The sequence below is a fragment of the Halomonas sp. G15 genome (assembly GCF_021282295.1).
Lineage (GTDB): Bacteria > Pseudomonadota > Gammaproteobacteria > Pseudomonadales > Halomonadaceae > Halomonas > Halomonas alimentaria.
Map to the genome: position 1 here is coordinate 1 of NZ_JAJSPA010000029.1, position 26,215 is coordinate 26,215.

The window sequence follows — 26,215 nt, forward strand, 5'->3', positions numbered from 1 at the left end:
CAACCGCAAGACTGTTCTCGTGCAGTCAGAAGGCAACCGGCAATGGAAGGTCGGGGTAGCGCTGATCCAGCCACTACGCGACGTGTAAGGCAAGCGGAAATCGGCACGTCCTGGAATGACCGGTTACGCTCGACCTGCGCCAGGACATCCAGAAAGGTGGCATCCAGAGTCTCCAGGAACCAGGCAAGCCAGGCTGTCAGGTCTGGAGTGTCACGCTGGCTTGCTTCCAGGCGGCGATAGTAGTCGGCGCGGCGCTCCAGGATGGCCGCCGACATGGCGTACAGGCGGATACTCTGCTGATCCGCCTGCGCCAAGGCGCGATCGGCGATGGCCCGGGCAATCCGGCCATTGCCATCTTCAAACGGATGCAGCGTCAAAAACCAGAAGTGTGCCAGGCCCGCCCGAACCAGGGGATCTAGCTCGGGATCATGACGGCTAGACTCGAACCACGCGAGGAACTGGTCAACCTCCTGTTCTAACCCCTCACGCGGCGGCGCCTCGAAATGCACCTTGGGATGATCGAGGCGGCCCGAGACCACCTGCATGGGCTCTACTCCGCGCCACTGCCCGGGCCTTAGCGTCGTCAGGCCAGCGTCAGCATCAGGGAACAACCACCGATGCCACTGAAACAGCCTCTTGGTGTCGAGCGGGGTGTCGGGCCTGAAGGTGGCATCCAGCATCAGCTCTGCCAGGCCTTCGGAACGTGGTGACGTCGTCCCCTCTGCCTCATCTACTCCAAGGCGCCGGGCCAAGGAGGAGCGAACTGACGCCACATTCAGACGCTCCCCCTCTATGGCCGAGGAGGTGACGATATTCTGCAATAGCGTATCCAGGGCGGCTCTTGCCTCCGCGTCCTGATCATCCGCGAATGTCAGGGCTCCCGACCGCCCCAGCAAGATGCCGAGATCCCGCCAGCACGCCTGGACCCGCGGCTGAACCTCGGCCGCGTGCCAGGTGAAGTTCGGCCAGTCAGGATGCTGCCAGATCCATGTCGAGGCGTGATCGGTCATGCCAGACCTCCAAGAAGGCGGAGGAGCCGAATGGCAACGGTATTCAGCTCGTATTATGAGCCGAATAGTGATTGGTTTCGGCTCAGCTGGCAAGCTGCTCCGCGATCACCTGCGGAGAGAGGTTGTGGGGAGGCAGCAGCTTGGCGACCATGGCTTGCCGGCGCTCCTCGGAGTAACGAGGCATGAGAGTCTCCTTTCGCCCCCTGATCAGTTTATAAGAACAGGGTATCAGAGGGTGCGACACTGATCCTGACACTGGGGGCCTGTCAATGGCCATAAAAACTGAGCTACCATTGGCCTGTTCCAGTCAAGACAGAGCGGTCATATTTTCAAGCCGTAGTTGCCAAATCAATCTCCCTCGGCGGTTGGTAGCCCAAAGCCGAGTAACGTCGGCAGCTGTTGTGCTCCATCTCGATGGGGTCGATCACGTGCTACCTGTCGACTCGCATACCGCTACCCAGCCGCACGCTTTTCAGGGATCCGAAGAAGCGCTCCATGACGGCACTGTCCCCACAGTTCCCCTTCCGGCTCATCGAGGCCTGGAAACCATACCGCTCCAGCGTGACGCGATAATCACGAATGAGTGCTGGGCGGATTCCACCGGTCGTCGCAATATCTCGATGTTGGAGGTGTTGCATGGGTGGGATGATCACGGGTGGGTCAATTTTGTTGACCGCTGGGGGATTCACGGGCGGCTCAATGCCGCGCCTGAGCGCTGTAGGACCCCCCTTTCTTTCCACCGTAGGCGGCAGCTTCCCAAGCAGCTGAGGGAGGGGAGGGCGTCAAGCCAGTTAGGGCATGGTTCAACCTGACAACACAGCTTGACGATGCACAATCATTTACTATGATTAATATTGAATCGTTCTGCTGCATAGGATGTCACGATGGCCACCACCAAGACTCGATCCGTTACCGCCCACGTCCCTGTAGAGCTGGCCGAGCGAGTCGATGAAATTGCCGACCGTCTGGATCGCTCCAAAAACTGGATCGTCAAGCAAGCCCTGGCCGCCTGGCTTGACCAAGAAGAGGAGCGCGAACGCCTGACCCGCGAGGCGCTGACCGATGTGGATGTCGGTCGTGTCATCGACCATCAGGCCGTGCAGGCTTGGGCCGACAGTTTGAGCACCGATACCCCGCTGCCGGTGCCACGCTGATGGAGTTGAAGTGGACGAGCAAGGCCCTATCCGATCTGGCACGCCTCTACGAGTTCTTGGCAACAGTGAACCAGCCCGCAGCGGCCCGCACGGTGCAGCAGCTCACAGCTGCACCGACCACCCTGCTGGCCAACCCGCGTATCGGCGAGCTGCTGGAAGAATTCGAGCCGCGTGACGTGCGGCGGATTCTGGTCGGCCGTTATGAGATGCGCTATGAGATCACGGATTGCACCATCTATCTGCTTCGTTTGTGGCATACCCGTGAGGACCGCTAGTTTTGGATGCGAGTCACACCAGCCTGGATAATGCATCAGACATGAAAAAGGCGGCTGAAAATTGGTTATGATTCAAGGGCCTACACCACAACCAACCGCCTCGGCCGCCATAACAAACGGCACCAAGCCGTCCGCTTCCTTTCCACGCTGCAAAGGCCGTCAGGTCATCGCCCGTTTCGTTGGCGGTGATGCCACTTCCGACGGCGGTATCCTGCTGCTGCCGCAGCTCGATCGCGAGATGGGCCTGGCCCGTGCTGTCGCCCGCCGGCTCAGCGCTGCCTGCATCGCACCGAAACCCTGGTCCGCCAGCGCGTGTTCGGCCTGGCGCTGGGCTATGAGGATCTCAATGATCACAAGGCGCTGCGTCACGACATTGCCCTGCAGACCGCTTTCGATACCGATGGCGTGCAGGCCAGTCAGTCCACCTTGTGCCGCTTCGAGCAGCAAGCCGACCGGGACTGGGCGATCACCATCCACGAGGAGATGATCGAGCAGTTCATCCGCTCGTTCCGGCGGCCACCCAAGAAGCCGCTTTACCGCGACTTCGATGCGACCGACGATCGGGTGCATGGCCAGCAGCTCGGGCGGCACTTCAACGGCTACTACAACCACTACATCTTCCTGCCGCTGTTCGTGTTCTGTGGCGACCAGCTGCTGGTGACGAAGAACCACCCAGGGTGTCCGACCTGATGCATGGAAAAATCCACCTGTTTAGTCTCGATACGCTGGTGAACATGGTTGTGGCAGCGGGGCTGCATGTCGAAATGCGCGTACTCGACTCTGCGTAAGAAAAGCTTGGTTTTCTTTACATCTTGATCCACAGCCTGGTCAGCCTAAAAACCATTGTCTTTATTCTAATTCTTACGTGCCGCCTGCTTGCCTAGCAGAATGGTCTCTGGTTCAGTGTCCGGCTGAATCCATCTGCCACCGAACAATGTCAAAGGAAAGTCATATGGGGAGACGTCCGTGACCGACGATCTCGTCCTGTTGGAAGCGCAGCAGGAGGTTCACGAGCGGATCGCCGAGCAGGTGCCCCTGGAGAGCACGCTGGAGGCGATCGCCCATTGGATCAGCCTCCAGTTGCCCGGGGCCATCGTGGCCTTCATGCGTTTCGATCCAAAGCGACGCTCCCTCAGCCTGTATCCCAGTCACCACTTCTCCCAGGCCTACCACGAAAGGCTTCAGGATGTTCGAATCGGCCCGGCCGAGGCGGCGTCCTTTGGGGCGGCGGCCTACCTGCGTCATCAGGTGATCAGCGAGGACATCCGCACGGACTCGCTGTGGGAGCCCCTGCGCAATGCGGCCCTGACCGAGGGTCTGCGCGCCTGCTGGTCAAGCCCGGTGATCACCTCCCAGGGTGAGCTACTGGGCACCTTCGGCACGTACTACCGCCACCCCGCCGCCGCCAGTGAGATGAGCCTGCGGCGACTGCGTCAGGCCGCCAGCCTGGTCGCCCTGGCGATCATCAAGCACCGTAACAGTCGTCGTCACCAAAAGCTGGCCGAGTGGCATCGCTCGCTGTTCGTGAACCATCCGGCGGGGGTCTACGCCTTCGACCTCGAGGGCCGCTTCCTGCGCGGAAATGCCGCCCTGGAGCAGATCACCGGATACCCCGAGCCACGCCTGATAGGCCGCCACTTCAACGACTTCATCGACCCCGGCTATCGCGACCTGACCCAGACCGCCTTCGATGCCGCCCGCGCCGGCGCCTCGCGCCGCTACGAGACGATGGGTACGCATGCCGACGGCCACGCTTACCACCTGGAGGTCACCAACTTCCCGGTGACCGTCGAAGGTGAGGTCGTCGGCGTCTATGGCATCTGCCAGGACATCACGCAACGCAAGCACCAGGAGGCCGAGCTGCGCCTGCTGCAACGGGGCATCGAGGCCAGCCCTAACGGCATCCTCATGGCCGATGCCAGCCAGCCCGACCTGCCTATCGTCTATGCCAATGAGGCCTTCTGCCGCCTGTCGGGCTATGCCACCGGAGAGGTCCTGGGCCGCAACTGTCGCTTCCTGCAGGGCGCAGACACCAACCCCACGACGATCGCCACCATCCGGTGCGCCCTGAGCGAACGTCGCGAGGTGCAGGTCACACTGCTCAATTACCGCAAGGACGGCTCCGCCTTCTGGAACCGCCTGTCGATCAGCCCGGTCATCGACGAGGCGGGGCACTGCACCCACTTCATCGGCACCCAGCAGGACATCACCCTGGAGCGCGATCAGGAGGCCCAGATCGCTTACCAGGCCACCCATGACCTGCTCACCGGCTTGCCCAATCGAACGGCCCTGGACGATCGTCTAGAGAAAGACCTCCGCTGGAGCCGACAGACCCAGCGCCTGCTGGCGGTGCTGTACCTCGACCTGGATGGCTTCAAGGCCATCAACGAAGGCCTGGGGTATCGGGTGGGCAACCGCTTGTTGACGGCCATTGCCGAGCGTCTGCGACGGCTGCTTGGCCCCCGGGACACGCTGGCCCGCCTCACCGGCGACGAGTTCGCCTTCCTGATGCCCGACGTCGCCTCACGCGATGAGGTCGCGCTCGCCGCCGAGCGCATCCTCACAGCCTTCGAGGACGCCTTCGACATCGACGGCCGTACACTGCATGTCAGTACCAGCATCGGGGTCGCCTGCAGCGACGAGGCGATCCAACAGACGCATGAGCTGCTGCAGCATGCCGACCTGGCCCTGGAAGCGGCGAAGCGCCAAGGGCGCAATACCTGGCAGTGGTATCGGAGAGAGGGAGAGCAGGACGTCGGTGAGCATGTGCTGTTGCGTCATGACCTTCACGCCGCCCTGCGTGAAAACCAGTTCGAGCTCTACTACCAGCCCATCGTCGAGGCCATTACGGGACGCATCTGCAGCCTCGAGGCGCTGATCCGCTGGCACCACCCCACCCAGGGCATGGTGCCCCCCGGCGTCTTCATCCCGATTGCCGAGCAGACCGGGCAGATCATCCCCCTGGGTCGCTGGGTGCTGAAGCAGGCCTGCCAGCATCTCGCCAGCATGCGCGCCAAGGGCGAGCGAGTGTTCCCGGTCGCCGTCAATATCTCGTCGCTGCAGTTTCGGCGTGACGGCTTCCTCGACGAGGTACAGGCCATCCTGGACGAGACGGGGCTGCCGCCCGAGCTCCTCGAGCTGGAGATGACCGAGAGTATCCTGCTAGGCGGCGCCGAGCAGGCCATCGAGATGATCGACACCCTTCGCGGGATGAGCATCACCGTCGCTCTCGACGACTTCGGCACCGGCTTCTCCAGCCTCAGTTACCTGCGTGACCTGCCGATCCACAAGATCAAGCTGGATCGCGCCTTCATCCGGGACATCCGTACCAGCCGCAGCAATGCGGCCATCGTCCAAGGCATCATCACCATGGCCCATCATATGGGCCTGGTGGTGGTCGCGGAGGGCATCGAGGAGCGCGCGCAGCAAGAGGATCTGGTGCAAAGAGAATGCGACCTGCTGCAAGGCTACCTCTTCGCTAAGCCGATGCCATGGGAAGCGCTCGCGGCACTCCCCGACCAGCTGCCCGCACCTGAAGGATGAGACCGCCCCTATAACGAGTTTCCCCCGACTCTCGAGCTCGAGAGCCGGGGGAAGGGCAGGGTCTTACAGGGAAGCACCTCTTGACCGGAGGTGATGCTACTACCCAACCGCGCACAGGGAAGGAACGGGGGCTGGGGTTGGCACGTAAGTATGTTGCCGCCTCGCGAGACCTGATTCCACCCCTCCAGAAGCCCGATAAACCAGTGTTCCCAGGCCGTATTCTCCGCTTCACTCTCAGGCACCATGCTGAGATAAGGCGAACAGCATTGTTGCCCTGCTAACAAAGAGGTATATAGTCAACTTCTCCAGAAAAATATATATGCTGTTGATATATCAATAAATACTATCGCATGCGCAGGTAACCGACATGGCCCTCCCCGCTCTGTACGCAAACCCTTCAGCGGCCGTGATTCGGTCGTTGCTCCAACACAGCCATGAGATTTCTCTGTATGCCAAGAGCATGGCCTACCCGCTGAAAGCCGTGGTCCACGAGCTCGACCTCAGCAGTGGCCGCCTGGTCCTGGAAGTGGAGTATGCCGGCCAGGACATTGAACGCTACCTGACTGACGGCGGTGTCAGCTTCGACATGGAGGCCCTTAAGGGCAGCCAGGACATGGAGCGTGAGACCTACAGTCTCAGCAACGTCGTCGCCAAGCTACTCAAGACCGACAGCACGCTCTATCGCCTGGAGTGCCAGTTGCCGGAATCGGTGTTCGTCGCCGAGCAGCGCGGGGCCATCCGTATCCCCTTCGTGCTGGGCATGCAGGCCCGGGTCAGCCTGGAGGTCTATCTGCACGAGCTCAACGTGCCGGGACGGCTGCGCAACCTCTCGGTGGGCGGCTGCATGGTCGATATCGACCTGGCGGAAAGCATTGCCATCGGCGTGAACCAGGAGATTCCCGGGATCACCATCGAGTTTCCCAACGGCGAGAGCTTCTTTGCCGAGGGCAAGGTTCGCCACATCCGTCCCTTCGGCAACCACGGCTACGCCGCGGTCGGCATTCAATTCATCAACATGGGCGCGCCCCAGACCGAGGCCCTGTTCCGTTACGTGAACGAGTCCGAGCGTGAGGCCGCCTACCGCACCGGGGCCAACGACAAGATGGACTACCATGCTCCGCTGTTCATCCCCGGCGCCAAGGAGAAGCAGATCCTTCAGCGTGAAACCCAGGAGCGTGAGAAGCGCGCCCGCCAGTCGCCCATGGAGCGTGGCGTCACGGATGTGGCACATCAGCTCCAGGTAGGGCTGATGTACATGAAGACCCGTGACCTCTTCCCCGAGGAGATCTTCTACGACTGTGTCGATACCCTGCGCTACCTGGTGGAACAGAACCGCAAGGCGTTTCTCTATGCGCTGGCCTTCCTGCGTGACGAACCGGACTGGGTGCGTCATGCGGTACAGGTCGCCGGGCAGCTAGCTGACATGCTGCTGGCCCGTGACCCCCATGATCCGCACGTACGAGAAGCCGTACTGGGTGCTCTGCTGCACACCCTGGGCAAGCCGCTGCTGGTGGGCCCACGGCTGCCATCCTTGAAGGTCAACATGAACCCGGAGCAGAAGGACATCCTCAAGGGGCATGTCATCGCGCTACGGCACAAGCTTGAGGCACTCGGTTGGATGCCCAGCCCCACCTGCCGCGAGATCATCGAGAAGGCCAATGAACGCCTGGACGGCACCGGTTACCCGGCTGGCAAGCGTGGTGACCAACTGTCGGAACGAGTGCGCCTGGTAGCGGTGATCAAGGCGGTCAACAAGCTGAGGCACGTGCGCAACGGCATTCCACCACGTACCCCGCTGGACGCCTACCGCATGATCCACGAGGCCGCCACGGCCTACGACAAGACGGTGCTAGTGGAGTATATCCAGGCCTACGGGCTCTACCCGATCGGCAGCCTGGCCAAGTTTTCCGGGGGCTTTCTCGCCTGGGTGATGGAGATCGACAGCAAGGGCATGCCGATCCAGGTGAAGGTGATAAAGAACCTGCGCTTCCCCGACACCAACATCAGCTGCGAGCTGGGTAGCGGCGACTTCGCGCAGATAGGCAAGCTTGAGGACATCGTCAACCCCGCTGACTATGACGTGAAGGTCATCAAGGTCTAGCGGGAACGAAGAAAGCCCTTGGTGCCGGGGACAAGTCAGCACCAAGGGCAAGCAGGATCATACTCAGTTCAGGGAAGCGCCTCTGGCCGGAGGCGCAGTGTCAATGTCTACGCAAGGGCAAGCTTGCTGAACATTAGCACCCTCACATGATGCCCCGAGTGTCGCTTCATTGCCACCCCAGGCCCGAGACCCTCCACCACACAGCGTGTCAGGAGTCGGCTGCTCGGCGCTCCGAGGCTTCGGAGTGACTGGCCTTCAAGGCGGCATAGAGGGCTGTCTTGCTGACCTTGATCCGGGCGGCGGCCTCACGGACGTTCAGCCCATTGGCCAGGTGCTCCCTCGCCCGCTTCAGCTTGTCGTCGGTGACGACGGGCTTGCGCCCCCCTTTGCGCCCACGAGCGGCGGCAGCGGCCAGCCCCGCCTTGGTGCGATCACGGATCAGGTCTCGCTCGAACTGCCCCAGGGCGCCGAACACGTGGAAGACCAGCCGCCCACCCGGCGTGGTGGTATCGATGGCTTCGGTCAGCGAGCGGAATCCGACGCCACGCGCCTCCAGGGTGCTGACCACTTCGATCAGATGCGGCAGCGAGCGGCCCAGGCGATCCAGTCGCCACACGACCAGCACATCCCCGTCGCGCAGGAACTCCAAGGCGGCCGTCAGGCCGGGGCGTTCCGCCTTTGCCCCGGAGACGGTGTCATCGAAGATTCGCTCGCACCCTGCCTTGTGAAGTGCATCGGTCTGCAAGGCGGAGTCCTGCTCCGCCGTCGAGACCCGCGCATAACCGATCAGTGCCATAGCTTGCCTTTTTTGTCCGCTAACTCGTCCGCCTATCTTATTGTCCGACAACCCATCGAACAAGCTTGTTCTCGGACAATGTCCGGGTTGGCCGTCTAATGATCGTTTGACGGACGCCAGCCGCAGGACTAGGGTATCCTTAGGTATCACCTAGTGATAGGAAGCGATAATGGCAACATCACTCAAGATCGACGACGCACTGAAAGGCCGCGTCAAACACCTCGCCAGCCAGCGTCGGCGCTCGTCGCACTGGATCATGCTCGAAGCCATCCAGCAGTACGTCGAGCGTGAGGAAGCCCGCGAGAGCTTCAGGCAAGAAGCCTTGGCATCCTGGGAGGCCTATCAGGAAACCGGTCGGCACCTGACCGGCCAGGAAGTGCGCTCCTGGTTGAGCACCTGGGGCACCGAAGATGAAAAGGCGAAGCCTGAGTGCCACAAGTAATCGTTACCGAAGGCGCCGCCGAAGGCTTGGAGCGATGCCGGCGATTCCTCGCCACCAAGTCCCGTGAAGCCGCGCGTCGGGTTGGGCAAGCCATCGAGCAGCACTTTCTGTTACTGGAGTCAGCCCCCGACGTTGGCCGGCCTCTCGATGAGATGCCCGAGCTTCGCGAGCTGGTGATCTCCTTCGGAGACTCAGGCTACGTGGCGCTGTACCGCTACGAGCCTACCGCCGAGGCGGTGCATGTCTTAGCATTCCGGCATCAGAAAGAAGCAGGGTATTGGTCAACTACCTCCGGCTGAAGCCGGAGGCTTGTGAAAGCAAGCCCGGTTGACCAAGAAGCGCGACAAGCCTCGGCGCTTCAGGCCGAGGAAGGATAGCGCGGGCGCCGCAGACGCCCTATACTATTGGATATAAATATAGCTGCGGGTCACTATGCAACGCCTCCAAGCCTTCAAGTACGAACTGATGCCCAGCGGGGAGCAGGTGCGGAAAATGCGCCAGTTCGCTGGCATGGCCCGGTTCGTGTTCAACAAGGCGCTGGCGTTGCAGAAAGAGCGATATGCGGCCGGTGAGAAGAAGCTCGGGTATGCGGCCTTGTGCAAGGCACTCACCGGCTGGCGCAATAGCACCCAGACACCGTGGCTCAAGGACGGCCCCATTCATCCGCTCCAGCAGTCGCTGAAAGACCTCGAGCGCGCCTACGCCAACTTCTTCGCCAAGCGGGCGGACTTCCCGCGCTTCAAGAAGAAAGGGCAGCGCGACAGCTTTCGCTATCCCGATCCGAAACAGATCAAGCTCGATCAGGGAAACCGTCGCATCTTCCTGCCTAAGCTCGGCTGGCTGCGTTTTCGCAAGAGCCGCGAGGTACTGGGGTGGTGAAGAATGTCACCGTCAGCCAGTCGTCGGGGCGATGGTTCGTCTCGATCCAGACCGAGCGCGAGGTCGCCGTGCCAGCGCCGACCGGCGGTGCCGTGGGCATCGACCTGGGCGTGGCGCGGTTCGCCACGCTCTCCGATGGCAGCTACCTGGCACCTCTCAACAGTTTCAGAAAGCACCAGGCGGCGCTGCGCAAGGCGCAGCAAGCCATGAGCCGCAAGGTCAAGTACAGCAACAACTGGAAGAAGGCCAAGGCCCGCATCCAGAAACGCCAGGCTCGCATCGCCAATGCCCGGCGCGACTACCTGCACAAGGCTTCCGCCACGATCAGCCAAAACCACGCGCTCGTGGTGCTGGAAGACCTGCAGGTAGGCAACATGTCGCGCTCGGCCAGAGGGAGTGTCGAGCAGCCAGGCCGCCAGGTCCGGCAGAAATCCGGCCACAACCGCTCGATCCTCGATCAGGGGTGGTACGAGTTCCGTCGCCAGCTCGACTACAAGCTGGCCTGGCGAGGGGCGCATCTGGTCGTTGTGCCACCGCACAACACCAGCCGCACCTGTCCCGAGTGTGGTCATGTCGCCACCGAGAATCGGCGCAGCCAGGCTCGGTTTGCCTGTGTCGAATGTGGCTTCGAGGCCAATGCCGATCATGTCGGCGCCATCAATGTATTAAGGGCGGGGCACGCCCGGCTAGCCTGTGAAGTGAGTGGTGCAGTAAGGCCGCCAGCAGCAGGAACCCACCGAAGCCTCAGGGATGGCTCAATGCCGCGCCTGAGCGCCGTAGGAATCCCCTTCCTTTCCGCCGTTGGCGGCAGCTGCCTAAGCAGCTGAGGGAGGGGAGGACGTCAACAGGGAGAGCGGTAGCCAACCCGCTACGTTGGTAACAGGTCGCCAAGACCCACCCCGCCGTGCTTCCCCAGCGGCGGGCTCTGGACGGTCAGGATCATGCTGCGGTACGCCGCCTCGGGCGCAAGGCAAAACGCCGAAGGTTCTGATCGCTGCGGAAACGCAGGAGCCGGTTATCGACATTCCCGAGGGAAGACGGGCCGACAGGCCCGCGACACCAGGCCCGTAAGGGCATTGATAGGGAGAAAATCGCATCGCGGTTTTCGTATTGGATAAATAGAAGCGGCCCTTGATGCCGTGCAGCGAGAAACGCGCCCGGCTGCTGCTGGCGCGGGGTCGGGCGGTGGTGCATAAGCGCTACCCGTTCACGATCCGGCTCAAGGGTCGGGCAGGTGGCGACACCCAGCCGCTGCGACTCGGCATCGACCCCGGCAGCAAGACCACCGGGCTGGCGCTGGTGCGCAAGGATGCTGAGGATCGTCACGTGCTGTGCCTGTTCGATCTTGTCCATCGTGGCTTTCAGATTCGCAAGGTGCTGGCGCAGCGCCGAGCCTTTCGTCGCCGTCGTCGTAGCCAGAACCTGCGCTACCGGGCGCCACGCATCAACAACCGCACCCGACCCAAGGGCTGGCTGGCTCCCAGCCTGCAGCACCGTGTCGATACCGTCACGGCTTGGGTGAACCGGCTGACTCGTCTGGCGCCGGTCACTGCCATCAGTCAGGAGTTGGTGCGCTTCGATACGCAGAAGCTGGAGACCCCGGAGATCACCGGTGTCGAGTACCAGCAGGGCTCGCTGCTCGGCTACGAGGTGTGCGAATACCTGCTGGAAAAGTGGGGTCGCGAGTGCGCCTACTGTGGTGATACCGACACCCCACTGGAGGTCGAGCATGTGGTGCCTCGCGCTCACGGCGGCTCGAACCGCGTCAGCAACCTGACGCTGGCCTGCCACGCCTGCAACCAGGGGAAAGGCAACGGCACGCTGGACGCTTTCTTCACCACCGACAAGGGGCTCAAGAAGCGACTCAAGGCCAACAGCCAGTCGGCGGGTGCTCGACTGGAGCGCGTGCAACGTGAGCTCAAGCGCCCGTTGTGGGATGCCAGCGCCGTCCACGCGACCCGTTGGTGCTGTTCGCTGCCCTCAAGGCCACCGGTCTACCGGTGACAGCAGGTAGTGGCGGGCGCACCAAGTACAACCGCCGGCGCCTCGGCATTCCCAAGTCACATGCCCTCGACGCCGCCTGCGTCGGTCCATTCAGCCGGCTGCATGGCGAGAGCCGCCCCACGCTGGTCATCAAGGCGACCGGGCGTGGCAGCTACCAGCGCACACGGCTCGATAAGCACGGCTTCCCGCGCGGCCACCTGATACAACAGAAGCAGGTGCGCGGCTTTCAGACCGGCGACATGGTGAAAGCCGTTGTGCCCACCGGCAAGAAGGCCGGCATCCATACGGGCCGTGTCGCTGTTCGGAAAACCGGCAGCTTCAACATTCAGACCGAGCAGGGAGCGGTGCAAGGCATCTCGCACAAGCACTGCTTGCTGATCCAACGCGGTGATGGCTACGGCTACCACCTCACCTCATCCATTCAACCAAAGGAAGGAGCGGGGCAGGCGGTAGCGTAACAGGTCGCAGGCGTGCACAAAAAACGGGCCTTCTCCCCTCCCCACACACTGCAAGGGGGCGAGGCTGAGCGCTGGGTAGGTCTCAGGAAGGCATGGGGAAGCGATGGTGGTCCACGCTCACGCGAAGCCCAGGAAGACGGCCAACGCTCGATTGACGGCGACCATGGTGCTGTCATCGAGGTGGCCGAAGGCCTCCCCCACCTTCTCTCGCTTCACCGTCATGGGCTTGTCCACCATGATCTGGGAGCGTCGCTGCAGGCCATTCTCGGGGGTGGGCTCCACATCGAGGCGGATCAGTGGGGCATCGACCCGGGTGCTGGAGAGCAACAGCACCGTCACTCTGCCGGTTCCGGAAAACTGATCCGACTGGATGACGAGGGCAGGGCGCGGCTTTCCGACGTCACTCGACAGGGCAAGGGTCACCAGGTCGCCACGCCTCATGCGTCACACTCGTCGTCGTCCAGGTCCAGGAGGGCGGCATCCATGAAGTCCTGCAGATCCTGATCTCTGTCGTCGGCGGCCGCGACGGCAGCGCACTGGCGGCGGGCCTCTTCGGCGAAGCCGGGTTGGCGGGTATCCGGTACCCAGATCTGGATCGGGCGCAGGCCGGCCGCACGTAAGGCGGCGCGGTGTCTCTTCACCCGGTTGTTCACGTTGTCGGTTGCTACCATGGCGAATCCTCCATCCGTTTCATGTAACAGGGTAGCTCTCCCTTCTGTTTCATGCAACGAAGGGTGTCCAGAAAACGATAGGGTTTTCCCCAAAGCGGATGGCTCTCTTGGTTCAGGTTGTGGGTCTAATGCATTGAATTTCCGAAGAATATCTGCCGCCACCGTCGTTTCAGGCTGGCCTCATGAATTAACGGGGATTGGGCAGGGTTGCGGGAAGTATGGCGTTTCGGTCCAATACTGGCCTCGCTTTCATCCTTTGAGGAGTCCCTGTGGCTGAAGCTCATCTCGACGATGCTGCCCCGACGCTCTACCACACCCTGGAGGATATCCAGTGGCAGCGTAGTTTCGACGCGCGCTCACTAACCCGTGGGCGCGGCTACGCGCGGCAGGACCGGGTGCGCCGGGGAATCCGCCTCGAACATGAGGGAGAGATGCTGGTCTTGCGGGCCATGGTGAATGGAAGCGGGCGCAGTCGCTATCTCACGAGTCTGGCTGTAGACCCTGACAATCACTCTATGGGCGTGGTCAGCGACTGCAGTTGCCCGGTGGGGCGTCAGTGCAAGCATGCGGTGGCGGTGATCCAGAGCTTCATCGACGACATGGAGGCCGACGGCATTCCGCCCCGAAATGACTCGGCGCTACTCGAGCAGCGCTGGGAGTCGTGGCTTGCCGAGCTCCAAACGCCGCTTGGTGGCAAGCGCTACGCCGAGGAGCTGGAAGACGACTATCGCCTGGCGTTGTTCCTGGATATCGACTCGAACCCTCGTGACCCTGTGCTCCAGGTGTCACCGGTCTGGGTGCGGCCAACCAAGCAACGCTCGCGTGGCAACGGCTGGGTCAAGCCACGCCCTATCATGCTGCGAAGTGACGGTAGCCTCACGCCCAGGCCCCCTCAAGGGCTGGTATCGGCACAGAAAGAGACGTTGGAGATGTTGATGCTTGGCGAGCAGCGCCGCCAGTTCTCCAGCGTAGGATATGAGCAGTTGTGGAGCCCAGTCACCCACGGCTTCCAGGCAAGGGCACTGTGGTCGCTGCTGGAGAGCGACACGCCGCCGCTGCTGTTCCATCCCAAACAGACCGGCACAATGCTTGACCCGGGCCAGGCCTGTCGGCTGACCCTGGCCTGGGAGCCTGATGCCGACGGCAACCAGCACCTCTACGCAGATGCCGAGCCCACTGATGTCATCTCCCATGAAGCCGCGATCGTGCGTGCCGGCAGTGAACTCTGTTATCTCGACGAGAAAACTGGTCTCTTCGGGCGCTTGGAGGGTGATCCAAACCTGCTGATGCGCCTACGCCGCGCACCCCCATTGCCTCCGGAGATGAGCGGCTGGCTCACCGAGCGTCTGCATCAGGTGCCTGGTCTGGCGGAGCGCCTTCCGGCACCCCAGGAAGTCGAGGAGCGCACTCTGGAGGGTGTGACGCCCCGTCTCAAGGCCACCATGCAAGTCGCCACCGGACAGCTGGGCTATCGTGATGGCGCCATGGTGCCTCAGTGGGTCGAGGTGGGGGCCGCCGTCATAGGTTTTGACTACGACGGCATCGAGGTGCCGCCGGAGGAGGGGGAATCCCACCAGGCCTTCCGTGACGGCCAACGCCTCACCGTGATGCGCGACCGTAAGGCGGAGCTGGAGCTGGTGCGGACCCTGCCGCCCGGTATGGTGACCCTGGAACGCCTGCGGCAGATTGAGGCCGTGCCTGAACATTTCGACCTTCCAGAGTGGACACTGCTTTTGCCCGTGGAGGGTACGCCGCCGAGAAGCGCCGCTGAGTGGCCGACCCACCTGGCCGGGCCTGACGAGTGGTGGGAGATGATCGCCAAGCTGCGCGAGGCCGGTTGCCTGGTTCACTTCAGTGACGACTTCCCCGAGGAGCCGACCTACCTCGAGCCGGACGACTGGTACGGCGAGCTGGAACCGGCCGGTAACGGCTGGTTCGACCTGGCACTGGATATCGAGGTGGAAGGGGAGCGGCTCAATCTGTTGCCGATCCTGCGTCGCCTGTTCAAGGATCCCGACTTTCCGCTAGAGCCCGCCGAGGACGAAGCCGAGGATGCCAGCTGGACGCTGGCTCTGCCGGAGAACCGCCGCCTGGTAATGCCACTCTCGCGGCTGCGGTCGTTGATGGCGCCGATCCTGGATTGGCTCAGCGACGAAAGTGACCCGGAGGCAGCGCTGCGTTTACCAGTGACCGCCGCTGAGAAAGTCGCGCCGCTTGCCGAGCACGAGCGCTGGGCTGGCCGTGAGGACGTTACCGCCTTGGCGAACCGCCTGCGCGAGCTGCCCTCCAGTCTGCCGGCTCCACATGGCTTTGCCGGTGAGCTGCGTGACTACCAGGCCCGCGGCATCGCCTGGATGCGCTTCCTGTCTGAGCTCGGCACCGGAGGTATCCTGGCCGACGACATGGGGCTGGGCAAGACCGTGCAGGTGCTGGCGCATGTCCTCGACGAGCGTGCCCGCGGCGCGCTGGACCGCCCAACCCTGGTGGTGGCACCCACCAGCCTGGTCGGCAACTGGTGTGCTGAAGCCGAGCGTTTTGCTTCCGAGCTCAAGGTGGTGGCCTTGCAGGGCGGCAAGGCGCAGCGCGAGCGGCAATTCGATGAGACGCTACCCGGCGCCGATCTAGCCGTCACGACCTATGCGCTGCTGATACGTGATCTCGAGCGCCTGCGTCACCACGACTTCGGCCTTCTGGTGCTCGACGAAGCCCAGGCGATCAAGAACGCTGCCAGCCAGACTGCTCGCGCGGTCCGCGAGCTCAACGTCAGTCGCGCCGTCGCCATGACCGGCACGCCACTGGAGAATCACCTGGGTGAGCTGTGGGCCCAGCTCGATGCCGTGGCCCCGGGCGCCCTGGGCAGTCAGCAGTGGTTTGGGCAACGCTTCCGCACCCCCATCGAGAAGGAGGGCGATGTCGAGCTACGTCAGCGTCTCTCGCGGCGCATCGCCCCGCTGATGCTGCGCCGGACCAAGCAGCAGGTGCTGACCGAGCTGCCGGAAATGACTGAGACACGCCGTGAAGTCACCCTGAACGGCGCCCAGCGTGAGCTCTACGAGAGCCTGCGTCTGGCCCAGCATCAACGGGTCCAGCAGGCAGTGGCCGAGCGTGGCCTGGCCGCTTCCGGTATCGTCATGCTCGATGCGTTGCTCAAGCTGCGCCAGGTATGCTGCGACCCGCGGTTAGTCAAGTTGGAGAGCGCGCGCAAGACGAAGCGTTCCGCCAAGTTGGAGCAGCTACGTGAGCTGGTCCCGCCGCTGGTGGAGGAGGGCAGGCGCATCCTGATCTTCTCCCAGTTCACCGAGATGCTGGCGTTGATCGGTGATGCCCTGGAGAAGGATGGTATCCCCTTCACCACCCTCACCGGCGACACTCCGGGCAAGACCCGCACCCAGCGTGTGACGTTGTTCCAGCAGGGCGAGATCCCGGTGTTCCTGATCAGCCTCAAGGCCGGCGGCACGGGCCTCAACCTTACCGCCGCGGATACCGTGATCCACTACGACCCCTGGTGGAATCCCGCGGTTGAGGCCCAGGCCACTGGCCGCGCCCACCGCATGGGCCAGCAGAATCCGGTGTTCGTCTACAAACTAGTGTGCGCCGGCACCGTGGAGGAGCGCATCCTCGACCTACAGGCGCGCAAGGCCGACCTCGCCGCATCGATCCTCGAAGGCGGCGCCGAGCAAAAGGGCGACGGCCCGCTGTTCGACGAGGAGGACCTGGCGCTTCTCTTCGCTCCGGTGGCGTAGCCTTGTTTGCCGAGTGGTGGGGGAGAGCGCCCCGGTGTCCCTGAGGCGGCAAGCAGTAGGTGTAGGGAGTACCCATCCCAGGAATGGGCGAGAATGTCGGCGCTGAGTTCCGATAGCTAGGCTAGGTCACTCTGCAAGCACGCCAGTGTCTGACAGGCTCCCTGGTGGGGCGGGACAAGCGGTCAAGCTTAGTGCAACCGGCCACAATAGTTGTCGTCCGCCGGCCAGAGTCATTGTCGCTGTATACCAACGCGGCCTTTCGCTATCGAGATGGCGAGATCACTATTGCCAAGACACAGGCAACGTTGCCGATCCGCTGGAGCCGCCTCCTGCCCTGTGCCCTCTCCAGCATCACGCTGTCGCGTGACCAGGCGGGGAGTGTCAGTTGCCTACCTTGGATGAATTATTCAGAATCCTCTAATTCATAATCCCTCTCACAACAACAAGGAGGAATACTCATGGAGGCAATTGCGTGACCGACGACCTCATCCTGCTGGAGGCGCAGCAGGACATTCATGAATTGATCGCCCAACAGGCCCCCCTCGAGACAACCCTGGACGCTATCGCTCGCTGGATTGGTATTCAGTTGCCCGGTGCCATCGTGGCCTTCATGCGCTTCGATCCAGCACGCTGCACCCTCAGCTTGTCCTCCAGCCAGCGCTTCTCGCGTGACTATTACGAACGGCTCCAGGATGTCCCCATAGGGGAAGGCATGGCGTCGTTCGGTGAGGCGGCCTACCGGCGCCGACAGGTCATCACGGTAGACATCCAGATGGACCCCCGCTGGGCGTCATTTCGCAGTGTGGCGCTTGCCGAAGGACTGCACGCTTGCTGGTCGAGCCCCGTGCTCACCAACCAGGGAGAGTTGCTGGGAACGTTCGGCACCTACTACCGTGAGCCCACCGCCCCCAGCGAGATGAGCCGGCGACGTCTGCACCAAGCCGCAGCCCTGATCGCCCTGGCGGTCATCAGGGACCGCGATAGTCGCCACCATCGTACGCTGGCCGAGTGGCACCGCTCGCTGTTCGTGAATCATCCTGATGGGGTCTACGAGTTCGACCTGGAAGGCCGTTTCCAGCGGGGCAACGCCGCCCTGGAAAGGATCACCGGATACGCGGAAAAGGAGCTGCTGGGCCGCCACTTCAATGAGCTCATCGACCCCGACTATCGTGATTTTACCCAGGCAGCTTTCGATGCCGCCAAGAATGGGGCGTCGCGCCATTACGAAACTGTCGGCATCCATGCCGACGGCCATAGCTACCACGTCGAGGTCACCAATTTCCCGGTCACCGTCGAGGATGAGGTCGTCGGTGTCTATGGCATTTGTCGCGACATCACCGCACGCAAACGCCAGGAGTCCACGCTTCGCCTGCTCCAGCGCGGCATCGAAGCCAGCCCCAATGGGGTGCTGATGGCGGATGCCTCCCAGGACGACATGCCGTTGGTCTATGCCAACGAGGCGTTTTGCCGACTGACGGGCTACGACCTGGACGAGGTGCTCGGCCGCAACTGCCGCTTTCTTCAAGGTAAACAGACCGACCCTGCTGCTGTTGCGACGATACGACAGGCGCTGGACGCGCGAACCAAGACCCAGGTGACGCTGCTCAACTATCGCAAGGATGGAGCTCCCTTCTGGAACCGCCTGGCGATCAGTCCTGTCACCGACGAGGCAGGCCACTGCACCCACTTTATCGGCATTCAGGAGGACATCACCCGAGAGCGCCGTCAGGAGGCCAAGATCGCCTACCAGGCCACCCACGACCTGCTCACCGGCCTGCCTAACCGCACGGCCCTGGATGACCGTCTCGAGCAGGACTACCGGTGGAGCCAACAAAATCGGCGCCTCCTGGCGGTGATGCACCTCGACCTGGACGGCTTCAAGACCATCAATGATGGCCTGGGGTACCGAGTCGGCAACCAGTTGCTGGCCACCATCGTCACGCGCCTACGCCAGCTGCTGGGCCCCTTCGATACCCTGGCGCGCCTTACCGGTGACGAGTTCGCCTTCCTGATGCCGGACTTGACCAACCGTGACGAGGCGGCCGCCGCGGCCGAACGCGTCCTCGCCGCCTTCGAGCAGTCGTTCGAGGTCGACGGGCAGGCGCTGCACATCAGTACCAGCATCGGGATCGCCTGCAGCGATGAAGCGAACCAGCACCCCCACGAGCTACTGCAGCATGCCGGCCTGGCCGTGGAGGTGGCGAAACGCCAGGGGCGTAACACCTGGCAGTGGTATCAAGGGGAGGGGAAGCAGGATACCGGCGAACACGTGCTGCTGCGCCATGATCTCCACACCGCCTTACGCGAGCAACAGTTCGAGCTTTACTACCAACCCATCGTCGATGCTGTCAGCGGCCACATCCGCAGTCTCGAGGCTCTCGTCCGCTGGCACCACCCCACGCAGGGCATGGTGTCACCCGGCGTCTTCATCCCGATCGCCGAGCAGACCGGACAGATCATTCCCCTCGGCCGCTGGGTGCTGCGGCAGGCCTGCCAGCATCTTGCCAGCATGCGTGCCAAGGGAGAGCGAGTGTTCCCGGTCGCCGTCAATATCTCGTCGTTGCAGTTCCGCCGTGACGGCTTCCTCGAGGAAGTGCAGGGCATCCTGGACGAGACGGGGATTCCTCCCGAGCTCCTTGAGCTGGAGATGACTGAGAGCATTCTGCTAGGCGGCGCGGAGCAGGCGATCGAGATGATCGATACCCTCCGCGGGATGAGCATCACGGTCGCCATCGACGACTTCGGCACCGGTTTCTCAAGCCTTAGTTACCTGCGTGACCTGCCGATCCACAAGATCAAGCTGGACCGTGCCTTCATCCGTGACGTCCTCACCAGTCGCAGCAATGCCGCCATTGTCCAAGGCATCATCACCATGGCCCATCACATGGGCCTGGTGGTGGTAGCAGAGGGTATCGAGGAGCGTGCGCAGCAAGAGGATCTGGTGAAAAGGGAATGCGACCTGCTGCAAGGCTATCTCTTCGCCAAGCCGATGCCGTGGGAAGCGCTCACAGCACTGCCCCTTCAGCTGCCCGCACCTGAAGCATAAACCAGCCACATAACAAGATTCCCCCGGCTCTCGGATAGAGGGCCGGGGGAAGGGCAGGGTCTTACAAGGAAGCACCTCTTGGCCGGAGGTGATGCTATTACCCAACCGCGCACAGGGTAGGGACGGGAGTTGGGGCTAGCACGTAGATATTGTGCCTCCCTTCAAGAGCTGGATCTACCCTTCCAAAATCTCGATAAGTCGGCGTTATCAGTCCGTATTCTCACCCTTGTCTACTGCCGTAATACGGATACCTTGGCCTCGCCACTGCAGTGGCCCACGGAATTCCGGCCAGGCGCTAAGCTCTAATCAGCTCGACCAGGAGACCCTGATCATGAGCAACAACCGTCCGTAATACAGCAGCGAGGCAAGGTCGCCGGCGGCGGCTCCGCGGCACATTAAGGGGTAGTGGCTTTCCATCAGTCCTGTGCTGGCCGCTGGAGTGGCCAGGTCGGGTGTAGAATCCACCTCCGCCGGCACTGAGCTGAGGCAGGAAGAGGGCATCATTATCGTCATCGTAACCTCGAACTTGGATGAACTGAACCGCTGCCAGACGCTACTCGAATCTGCTGGCGGTGAGCCACTCCCGTGTTCCTCGATCCGCGTTCACTGCCAGATCCAGATGAGGCTCGGCCTCCAGCTCTTGCTTGGCGCCGCGCAGCGGCTCGTTGCCTTGTTCACCCGAGACTTTCCACGTCGAAGGCTACAATCTGTCGGTGCTCTCGGGAAAATTCCACTCCGATCAGATGAATCGGCTTTCCGGCCGCGCGGTACTTGTCGGCATAGCCGCGGGCATGTATCTGATCCAACGCCTTGCCTTCGGGCAGCTGCTCCACCACCTTGAACTCGAACAGGTAGAGGTGGCCGAAGGCGGCGACTGTCATGTCCACTCGGCCGTGGTGGCTGGCGTCTTCCACGGTGATATCGAGCCCCAGGGCGGCAAAGTGGCTGTAGAAGACGCTGGCATAGTGGCCTTCGTACTTGGCGATCGGGTTGTTGCGGTACCAGTCGTGGGGCAGGCTGGCGAAGAGCGCCTTGAGGTGGGCTTCCAGGCCTGGCAGGTTGTTCTGCTGCAGTTGCTTGAACAAGCTACGGCGCTGAGTCGGACCATCCTCCACGCCAAGGGCGGGCAATAGTGCGTGATTCAGGCTGGTCTCTACCTCACGGTTAGGAAAGCCGAGCGTATACTGGCGGTAGCCCAGCATAGGTTCCTCGACATTCCGGATGGTCAGATATCCGGTCTGAAAGAGCAGGGCGTCGGTACTGATATCATCAACATCGAACTGGCTGAGCAGTTCGTACTCCGTCTCCCACTGCTCCAGCTGAGGCGTAAAGACCCCGCGCTGCCTGAGGATGTCTACGAGAAATGTTGGCGTAGCGCTCTCGAACCAATAAGGTCCAAACTCACGGTTCTGGAATAACAGCAACACGTCGAAGGGGTTGTAGACCGAAGTGACGTCGGGGCCGCCCCAACGATAGCCGTTATACCAGGTGCGGATGGTCTCGCGGTCCAGACCGGACAATGCTGGGGCGAAGACGCTGTCGATGTCATCATCAGTGTATCCGCAGATCGTCGCGTATTCCGGCAGCAGCGTGATATCGCGCAGGTTGTTAAGCCCCGAGAAGAGACTGACCTTGCTGAACTTGGAGACCCCGGTGATCAGCACCAGGTGCAGGTGCGGGTCAGCATCCTTGATTACGCTGTAGAGGTTCTTCAGCCCCTCGCGTAGCTCATGGGCACGCTCGTGCGACAGGATATTGTCGAGGATCGGCTTGTCGTACTCGTCGATCAGCACCACTGCCCGTTGGCCGTGTCGCTGATGGGTGTGGTGGATCAGCTCCCTAAAGCGGCCGGCAATGGAAGTGTTACGCAGGGAGACGCCTTGCGCCTCAGCCTGGGCGTCGAGCAGTTCATGGATGTGGATATCCAGAGTCTCGCGGCTGGTGAGCACACCATCGCCAAAGCTCAGCCGGATCACCGGGTGGGTCTGTTGCCAGTCCCAGCGATCGTGAATATACAGCCCCGCGAAGAGCTCTTGGCGACCTTCGAACAGGCAGCGCAGGGTGTCGAGCAGCAGGCTCTTGCCGAAGCGTCGGGGACGCGACAGGAAATAGAACTTGTTCTGCTGGACCAGGCGTTCGATCACCGGGGTCTTGTCGACGTAGTAGTACCCCCCCTCGATGATCTCGGAGAAGGTCTGGATCCCGATGGGCAAGCGTTTCTTACCTGTGTTGGGCAAGGCATCCTCCTGTGAGCGAGCAGCATGGGGCAGGGTCGTGGGCAGAGGATAGCATGCAGGGCGTCGTGAGCGATGGGGGCTGGCCTGGAGGGCGAGCAGGGAAGGTACCCCGCCCGCTGATGTGCCGTCGTGATGGCCGATCGGGTGCTTACCGGCCGCAAGAGCCGCCTCCGTGGTTCTCGACCGCATCCACGATACGAATGTACCGTTCGAATACCAGAGTATTGCAAAACGTCGTCATGGGGCCGGGCATCGATTGCTCAGACCGACAATGCGGTGGGCAAATATCACTTCGAACGGTTCGGGCGCCGTTGGGATGGCGCGTTCTCCGTCTCGATATCGAATGCCACGATCTGTCGCTGCTCCCGGGAGAACTCCACCCCGACCAGGTGAATCGGCTTTCCGGCCGCGCGGTACTTGTCGGCATAGCCGCGGGCACGTATCTGATCCAACGCCTTGCCTTCGGGCAGCTGCTCCACCACCTTGAACTCGAACAGGTAGAGGTGGCCGAAGGCGGCGACTGTCATGTCCACTCGGCCGTGGTGGCTGGCGTCTTCCACGGTGATATCGAGCCCCAGGGCAGCAAAGTGGCTGTAGAAGACGCTGGCATAGTGGCCTTCGTACTTGGCGATCGGGTTGTTGCGGTACCAGTCGTGGGGCAAGCCGGCGAAGAGCGCCTTGAGGTGGGTCTCGAGGCTCGCCAGATCGTGGCGCTGCAAAACATCCATCAGGCCGAGCTGGTGAGTCTGGGCCTCACTATGATCAATCCCGAGCACGGGAAGCAGCAGATCGTTGAGGCTGCTTTCCACCTCCAGGTTGGGGAACCCCAGGGTGTAGAGTCGGTAGCCCAGCATGGGCTCCTGCATGTCCTTGATGGTGATGTGGCCGGTCTGGAACAGCAGCCCTTCGGTGGTGATATCGTCAACATCGAAGCGTCCGAGCAGTTGGGCCTTGGCCTGCAGTCGGTCCAGCTGAGGGGTGAAGACCCCGCGCTGCCTGAGGATGTCTACGAGAAATGTTGGTGTGGCGCTCTCGAACCAGTAGGGACCGAACTCACGCTTCTGGAATAGCAGCAGCACATCGAAGGGGGTGTACACCGATGCGACCTCAGCATCGCCCCAGCGGTAGCCGTTGTACCAGGTACGGATAGTGTCGCGGTCCAGGCCAGGCAGTTCGGGCGCAAAGACTGTGTCAATGTCGTCATCGGTATAGCCGCAAATCGTGCTGAAGGGGGCATCCAGAGTGATGTCGTTGAGATTGTTCAGCCCCGAGAAGAGACTGACCTTGCTGAACTTTGAGACACCGGTGATCAGCACCAGGTGCGGGTCCGCGTCCTTGATCACGCTGTAGAGGTTCTTCAGTCCCTCACGTAGCTCCCGGGCACGCTCGTGCGACAGGATATTGTCGAGGATCGGCTTGTCATACTCGTCGATCAGCACCACTGCCCGTTGGCCGTGTCGCTGATGGGTGTGGTGGATCAGTTCCCGAAAGCGGCCGGCAATGGAGGTGTTACGCAGGGAGACGCCTTGCGTCTCAGCCTGGGCGTCGAGCAGTTCATGGATGTGGAGATCCAGAGCCTCGCGGCTGGTGAGCACGCCATCGCCAAAGCTCAGCCGAATCACCGGGTGGGTCTGCTCCCAGTCCCAGCGGTCGTGAATATATAGACCCGCGAAGAGCTCCTGGCGACCTTCGAACAGGCAGTGCAGGGTGTCGAGCAACAGGCTCTTGCCGAAACGCCGGGGGCGGGAGAGGAAATAGTACTTGTTCTGCTGGACCAGGCGCTCGATCACCGGGGTCTTGTCGACGTAGTAGTAGCCCCCCTCGATGATCTCGGAGAAGGTCTGGATCCCGATGGGCAAGCGTTTCTTACCTGTGGTGGGCAAGGCATCCTCCTGTGAGCGAGCAGCATGGGGCAGGGCCGTGGGCTGAGGATAGCATGTGGGGCATCGTGAGTGACGGAGCTGGCCTGGAAGGCGAGCAGGGAGGTCCCCTGCCCGCCGGTGTATCGTCGTAATGGCCGATGAGTGCCGGTCGGGCTCACCGACCGAAAATGTCGCCTCCGTGGTTCTCGAGCGGATCGGGCGCCGTTGTCATGGGGCGCTCTGCGTCTCGATATCGAAAGCCACGATCTGACGCTGCTCCCGGGAGAACTCCACACCGATCAGATGAATCGGCTTTCCGGCGGCAAGGTACTTGTCGGCATAGCCGCGGGCATGTATCTGATCCAACGCCTTGCCATCGGGCAGCTGCTCCACCACCTTGAACTCGAACAGGTATAAGTGTCCGAAAGCCGCCACCGTCATGTCCACTTGGCCGTGGTGGCTGGCTTCTTCCACGGTGATATCAAGCCCCAGGGCAGCAAAGTGGCTGTAAAAGACGCTGGCATAGTGGCCTTCGTACTTGGCGATCGGATTGTTGCGGTACCAGTCGTGGGGCAAGCCGGCGAAGAGCGCCTTGAGGTGGGTCTCGAGGCTCGCCAGATCGTGGCGCTGCAAAACATCCATCAGGCCGAGCTGGTGAGTCTGGGCCTCACTATGGTCAATCCCGAGCACGGGAAGCAGCAGATCGTTGAGGCTGCTTTCCACCTCCAGGTTGGGGAACCCCAGGGTGTAGAGTCGGTAGCCCAGCATGGGCTCCTGCATGTCCTTGATGGTGATGTGGCCGGTCTGGAACAGCAGCCCTTCGGTGGTGATATCGTCAACATCGAAGCGTCCGAGCAGTTGGGCCTTGGCCTGCAGTCGGTCCAGCTGAGGGGTGAAGACCCCGCGCTGCCTGAGGATGTCTACGAGAAATGTTGGTGTGGCGCTCTCGAACCAGTAAGGACCGAACTCACGCTTCTGGAATAGCAGCAGCACATCGAAGGGGGTGTACACCGATGCGACCTCAGCATCGCCCCAGCGGTAGCCGTTGTACCAGGTACGGATAGTGTCGCGGTCCAGGCCAGGCAGTTCGGGCGCAAAGACTGTGTCAATGTCGTCATCGGTATAGCCGCAAATCGTGCTGAAGGGGGCATCCAGAGTGATGTCGTTGAGATTGTTCAGTCCCGAGAAGAGGCTGACCTTGCTGAACTTGGAGACCCCGGTGATCAGCACCAGGTGCAGGTGCGGGTCAGTGTCCTTCAAGACGCTGTAAAGGTTCTTCAGTCCCTCACGCAGCTCGCGGGCGCGTTCGGGGTCAATGATGTTATCGAGAATGGGTTTGTCGTACTCGTCGATCAACACGACGACCGGTTGGCCGGTTGCCTGGTGAGCGAGCTCCAGCAGGTCCGAGAACTCGCCAGGAATGTCGGCCTTGGGGGTCGTAGGTAGATCAAGGTGCTCACGGCTCTTGCGCAGCTGATGGCGGATGCGCGCGTCCAGTTCCTCGCGGTTGCGCATGACGCGACTGCCGAAGCTCAGCCTAACCACCGGGTGGGTCTGCTCCCAGTCCCAGCGGTCGTGAATATATAGACCCGCGAAGAGATCCTGGCGACCTTCGAACAGGCAGTGCAGGGTGTCGAGCAACAGGCTCTTGCCGAAATGCCGGGGGCGGGAGAGGAAATAGTACTTGTTCTGCTGGACCAGGCGCTCGATCACCGGGGTCTTGTCGACGTAGTAGTAGCCCCCCTCGATGATCTCGGAGAAGGTCTGGATCCCGATGGGCAAGCGTTTCTTACCTGTGGTGGGCAAGGCATCCTCCTGTGAGCGAGCAGCATGGGGCAGGGCCGTGGGCTGAGGATAGCATGTGGGGCATCGTGAGCGACGGGGCTGGCCTGGAAGGCGAGCAGGGAAGTGCCCCGCCCGCCGGTGTATCGTCGTGATGGCCGATGAGTGCCGGTCGGGCTCACCGACCGAAAAACCCGCCTCCGTGGTTCTCG

Annotated in this window: 19 protein-coding genes and 1 pseudogene; 13 read left to right on the plus strand and 7 right to left on the minus strand. The window is 62.1% G+C overall.

The features are described from left to right. Window positions 1-1,010, minus strand: a 1,010-nt coding sequence (locus LWH48_RS13050) for a Fic family protein (protein ID WP_232912911.1), incomplete at its 3' end; no start/stop codon positions are given. An 884-nt stretch (window positions 1,011-1,894) separates the two neighbouring features. On the opposite strand from LWH48_RS13050, the gene LWH48_RS13060 reads away from it, so the two are divergent. The 6 genes from LWH48_RS13060 to LWH48_RS13085 all read left to right on the plus strand — a co-directional run bounded on the left by LWH48_RS13060 (window position 1,895) and on the right by LWH48_RS13085 (window position 8,083). Further along, on the plus strand, window positions 1,895-2,164 hold the full coding sequence (locus tag LWH48_RS13060) for a CopG family ribbon-helix-helix protein (protein WP_232912912.1): 270 nt from the start codon (window positions 1,895-1,897) through the stop codon (window positions 2,162-2,164). Next, complete coding sequence (locus tag LWH48_RS13065) at window positions 2,164-2,439, plus strand: type II toxin-antitoxin system RelE/ParE family toxin (protein WP_232912913.1); 276 nt, start codon at window positions 2,164-2,166, stop codon at window positions 2,437-2,439. The genes LWH48_RS13060 and LWH48_RS13065 overlap by 1 nt, the downstream gene beginning before the upstream one ends. Before the next feature lie 312 nt (window positions 2,440-2,751). Beyond that, window positions 2,752-3,129, plus strand: a complete 378-nt coding sequence (locus LWH48_RS13070) for a transposase (RefSeq protein ID WP_232912914.1) — start codon at window positions 2,752-2,754, stop codon at window positions 3,127-3,129. Next, window positions 3,129-3,227: a hypothetical protein gene (locus tag LWH48_RS13075; RefSeq protein ID WP_232912941.1), complete on the plus strand. Its 99-nt coding sequence runs from the start codon at window positions 3,129-3,131 to the stop codon at window positions 3,225-3,227. The genes LWH48_RS13070 and LWH48_RS13075 overlap by 1 nt, the downstream gene beginning before the upstream one ends. Window positions 3,228-3,405: 178 nt before the next feature. Beyond that, window positions 3,406-5,982, plus strand: a complete 2,577-nt coding sequence (locus tag LWH48_RS13080) for a bifunctional diguanylate cyclase/phosphodiesterase (RefSeq protein WP_232912915.1) — start codon at window positions 3,406-3,408, stop codon at window positions 5,980-5,982. A 460-nt stretch (window positions 5,983-6,442) separates the two neighbouring features. Further along, window positions 6,443-8,083, plus strand: a complete 1,641-nt coding sequence (locus LWH48_RS13085) for a PilZ domain-containing protein (RefSeq protein ID WP_332875629.1) — start codon at window positions 6,443-6,445, stop codon at window positions 8,081-8,083. 208 nt (window positions 8,084-8,291) lie between these two features. Here the strand turns inward: LWH48_RS13085 and LWH48_RS13090 are convergent, their stop codons facing one another. Then, complete coding sequence (locus LWH48_RS13090; protein ID WP_232912917.1) at window positions 8,292-8,879, minus strand: recombinase family protein; 588 nt, start codon at window positions 8,877-8,879, stop codon at window positions 8,292-8,294. A 169-nt stretch (window positions 8,880-9,048) separates the two neighbouring features. Here LWH48_RS13090 and LWH48_RS13095 point away from each other — a divergent pair, with 169 nt between their 5' ends. The 5 genes and pseudogenes from LWH48_RS13095 to LWH48_RS13115 all read left to right on the plus strand — a co-directional run bounded on the left by LWH48_RS13095 (window position 9,049) and on the right by LWH48_RS13115 (window position 12,662). Then, entirely contained in the window at window positions 9,049-9,321 is a 273-nt protein-coding gene (locus LWH48_RS13095) for a CopG family ribbon-helix-helix protein (RefSeq protein ID WP_232912918.1), read from the plus strand. Continuing rightward, on the plus strand, window positions 9,309-9,620 hold the full coding sequence (locus tag LWH48_RS13100) for a type II toxin-antitoxin system RelE/ParE family toxin (RefSeq protein ID WP_232912919.1): 312 nt from the start codon (window positions 9,309-9,311) through the stop codon (window positions 9,618-9,620). The genes LWH48_RS13095 and LWH48_RS13100 overlap by 13 nt, the downstream gene beginning before the upstream one ends. A gap of 145 nt (window positions 9,621-9,765) precedes the next feature. Continuing rightward, a pseudogene (locus tag LWH48_RS13105) lies at window positions 9,766-11,027 on the plus strand (RNA-guided endonuclease InsQ/TnpB family protein); the annotation flags it as partial. Between the two features lie 307 nt (window positions 11,028-11,334). Next, window positions 11,335-12,204, plus strand: coding sequence for an RNA-guided endonuclease IscB (gene iscB, locus LWH48_RS13110; protein WP_232912920.1), 870 nt, complete (start codon window positions 11,335-11,337; stop codon window positions 12,202-12,204). After that, the gene (locus tag LWH48_RS13115) at window positions 12,165-12,662 is read left to right on the plus strand and encodes a hypothetical protein (RefSeq protein ID WP_232912921.1); all 498 of its coding nucleotides are present in this window, start codon (window positions 12,165-12,167) and stop codon (window positions 12,660-12,662) included. Before iscB ends, LWH48_RS13115 begins: the two co-directional genes overlap by 40 nt. A 117-nt stretch (window positions 12,663-12,779) precedes the next feature. Here the strand turns inward: LWH48_RS13115 and LWH48_RS13120 are convergent, their stop codons facing one another. Both LWH48_RS13120 and LWH48_RS13125 read right to left on the minus strand, forming a co-directional pair. Further along, entirely contained in the window at window positions 12,780-13,103 is a 324-nt protein-coding gene (locus LWH48_RS13120) for a type II toxin-antitoxin system PemK/MazF family toxin (RefSeq protein ID WP_232912922.1), read from the minus strand. Continuing rightward, window positions 13,100-13,333 (minus strand): antitoxin MazE family protein, encoded by a 234-nt coding sequence (locus LWH48_RS13125; RefSeq protein WP_232912923.1) that lies wholly within the window; start codon window positions 13,331-13,333, stop codon window positions 13,100-13,102. Before LWH48_RS13125 ends, LWH48_RS13120 begins: the two co-directional genes overlap by 4 nt. A 269-nt stretch (window positions 13,334-13,602) precedes the next feature. On the opposite strand from LWH48_RS13125, the gene LWH48_RS18380 reads away from it, so the two are divergent. Together LWH48_RS18380 and LWH48_RS13135 are read left to right on the plus strand one after the other, a co-directional pair. Beyond that, window positions 13,603-17,076: a DEAD/DEAH box helicase gene (locus LWH48_RS18380; RefSeq protein ID WP_232912924.1), complete on the plus strand. Its 3,474-nt coding sequence runs from the start codon at window positions 13,603-13,605 to the stop codon at window positions 17,074-17,076. 472 nt (window positions 17,077-17,548) lie between these two features. Beyond that, window positions 17,549-20,122, plus strand: a complete 2,574-nt coding sequence (locus LWH48_RS13135) for an EAL domain-containing protein (protein WP_232912925.1) — start codon at window positions 17,549-17,551, stop codon at window positions 20,120-20,122. Between the two features lie 674 nt (window positions 20,123-20,796). Here the strand turns inward: LWH48_RS13135 and LWH48_RS13140 are convergent. The 3 genes from LWH48_RS13140 to LWH48_RS13150 form a co-directional block, all read right to left on the minus strand. After that, entirely contained in the window at window positions 20,797-22,359 is a 1,563-nt protein-coding gene (locus LWH48_RS13140; RefSeq protein WP_232912926.1) for an ATP-binding protein, read from the minus strand. A 287-nt stretch (window positions 22,360-22,646) separates the two neighbouring features. Continuing rightward, window positions 22,647-24,242, minus strand: a complete 1,596-nt coding sequence (locus LWH48_RS13145; protein ID WP_232912927.1) for an ATP-binding protein — start codon at window positions 24,240-24,242, stop codon at window positions 22,647-22,649. Between the two features lie 207 nt (window positions 24,243-24,449). Continuing rightward, a complete protein-coding gene (locus LWH48_RS13150) occupies window positions 24,450-26,027 on the minus strand; it encodes an ATP-binding protein (protein ID WP_232912928.1) in 1,578 nt (525 codons plus the stop codon). Between the last annotated feature and the right edge of the window lie 188 nt (window positions 26,028-26,215).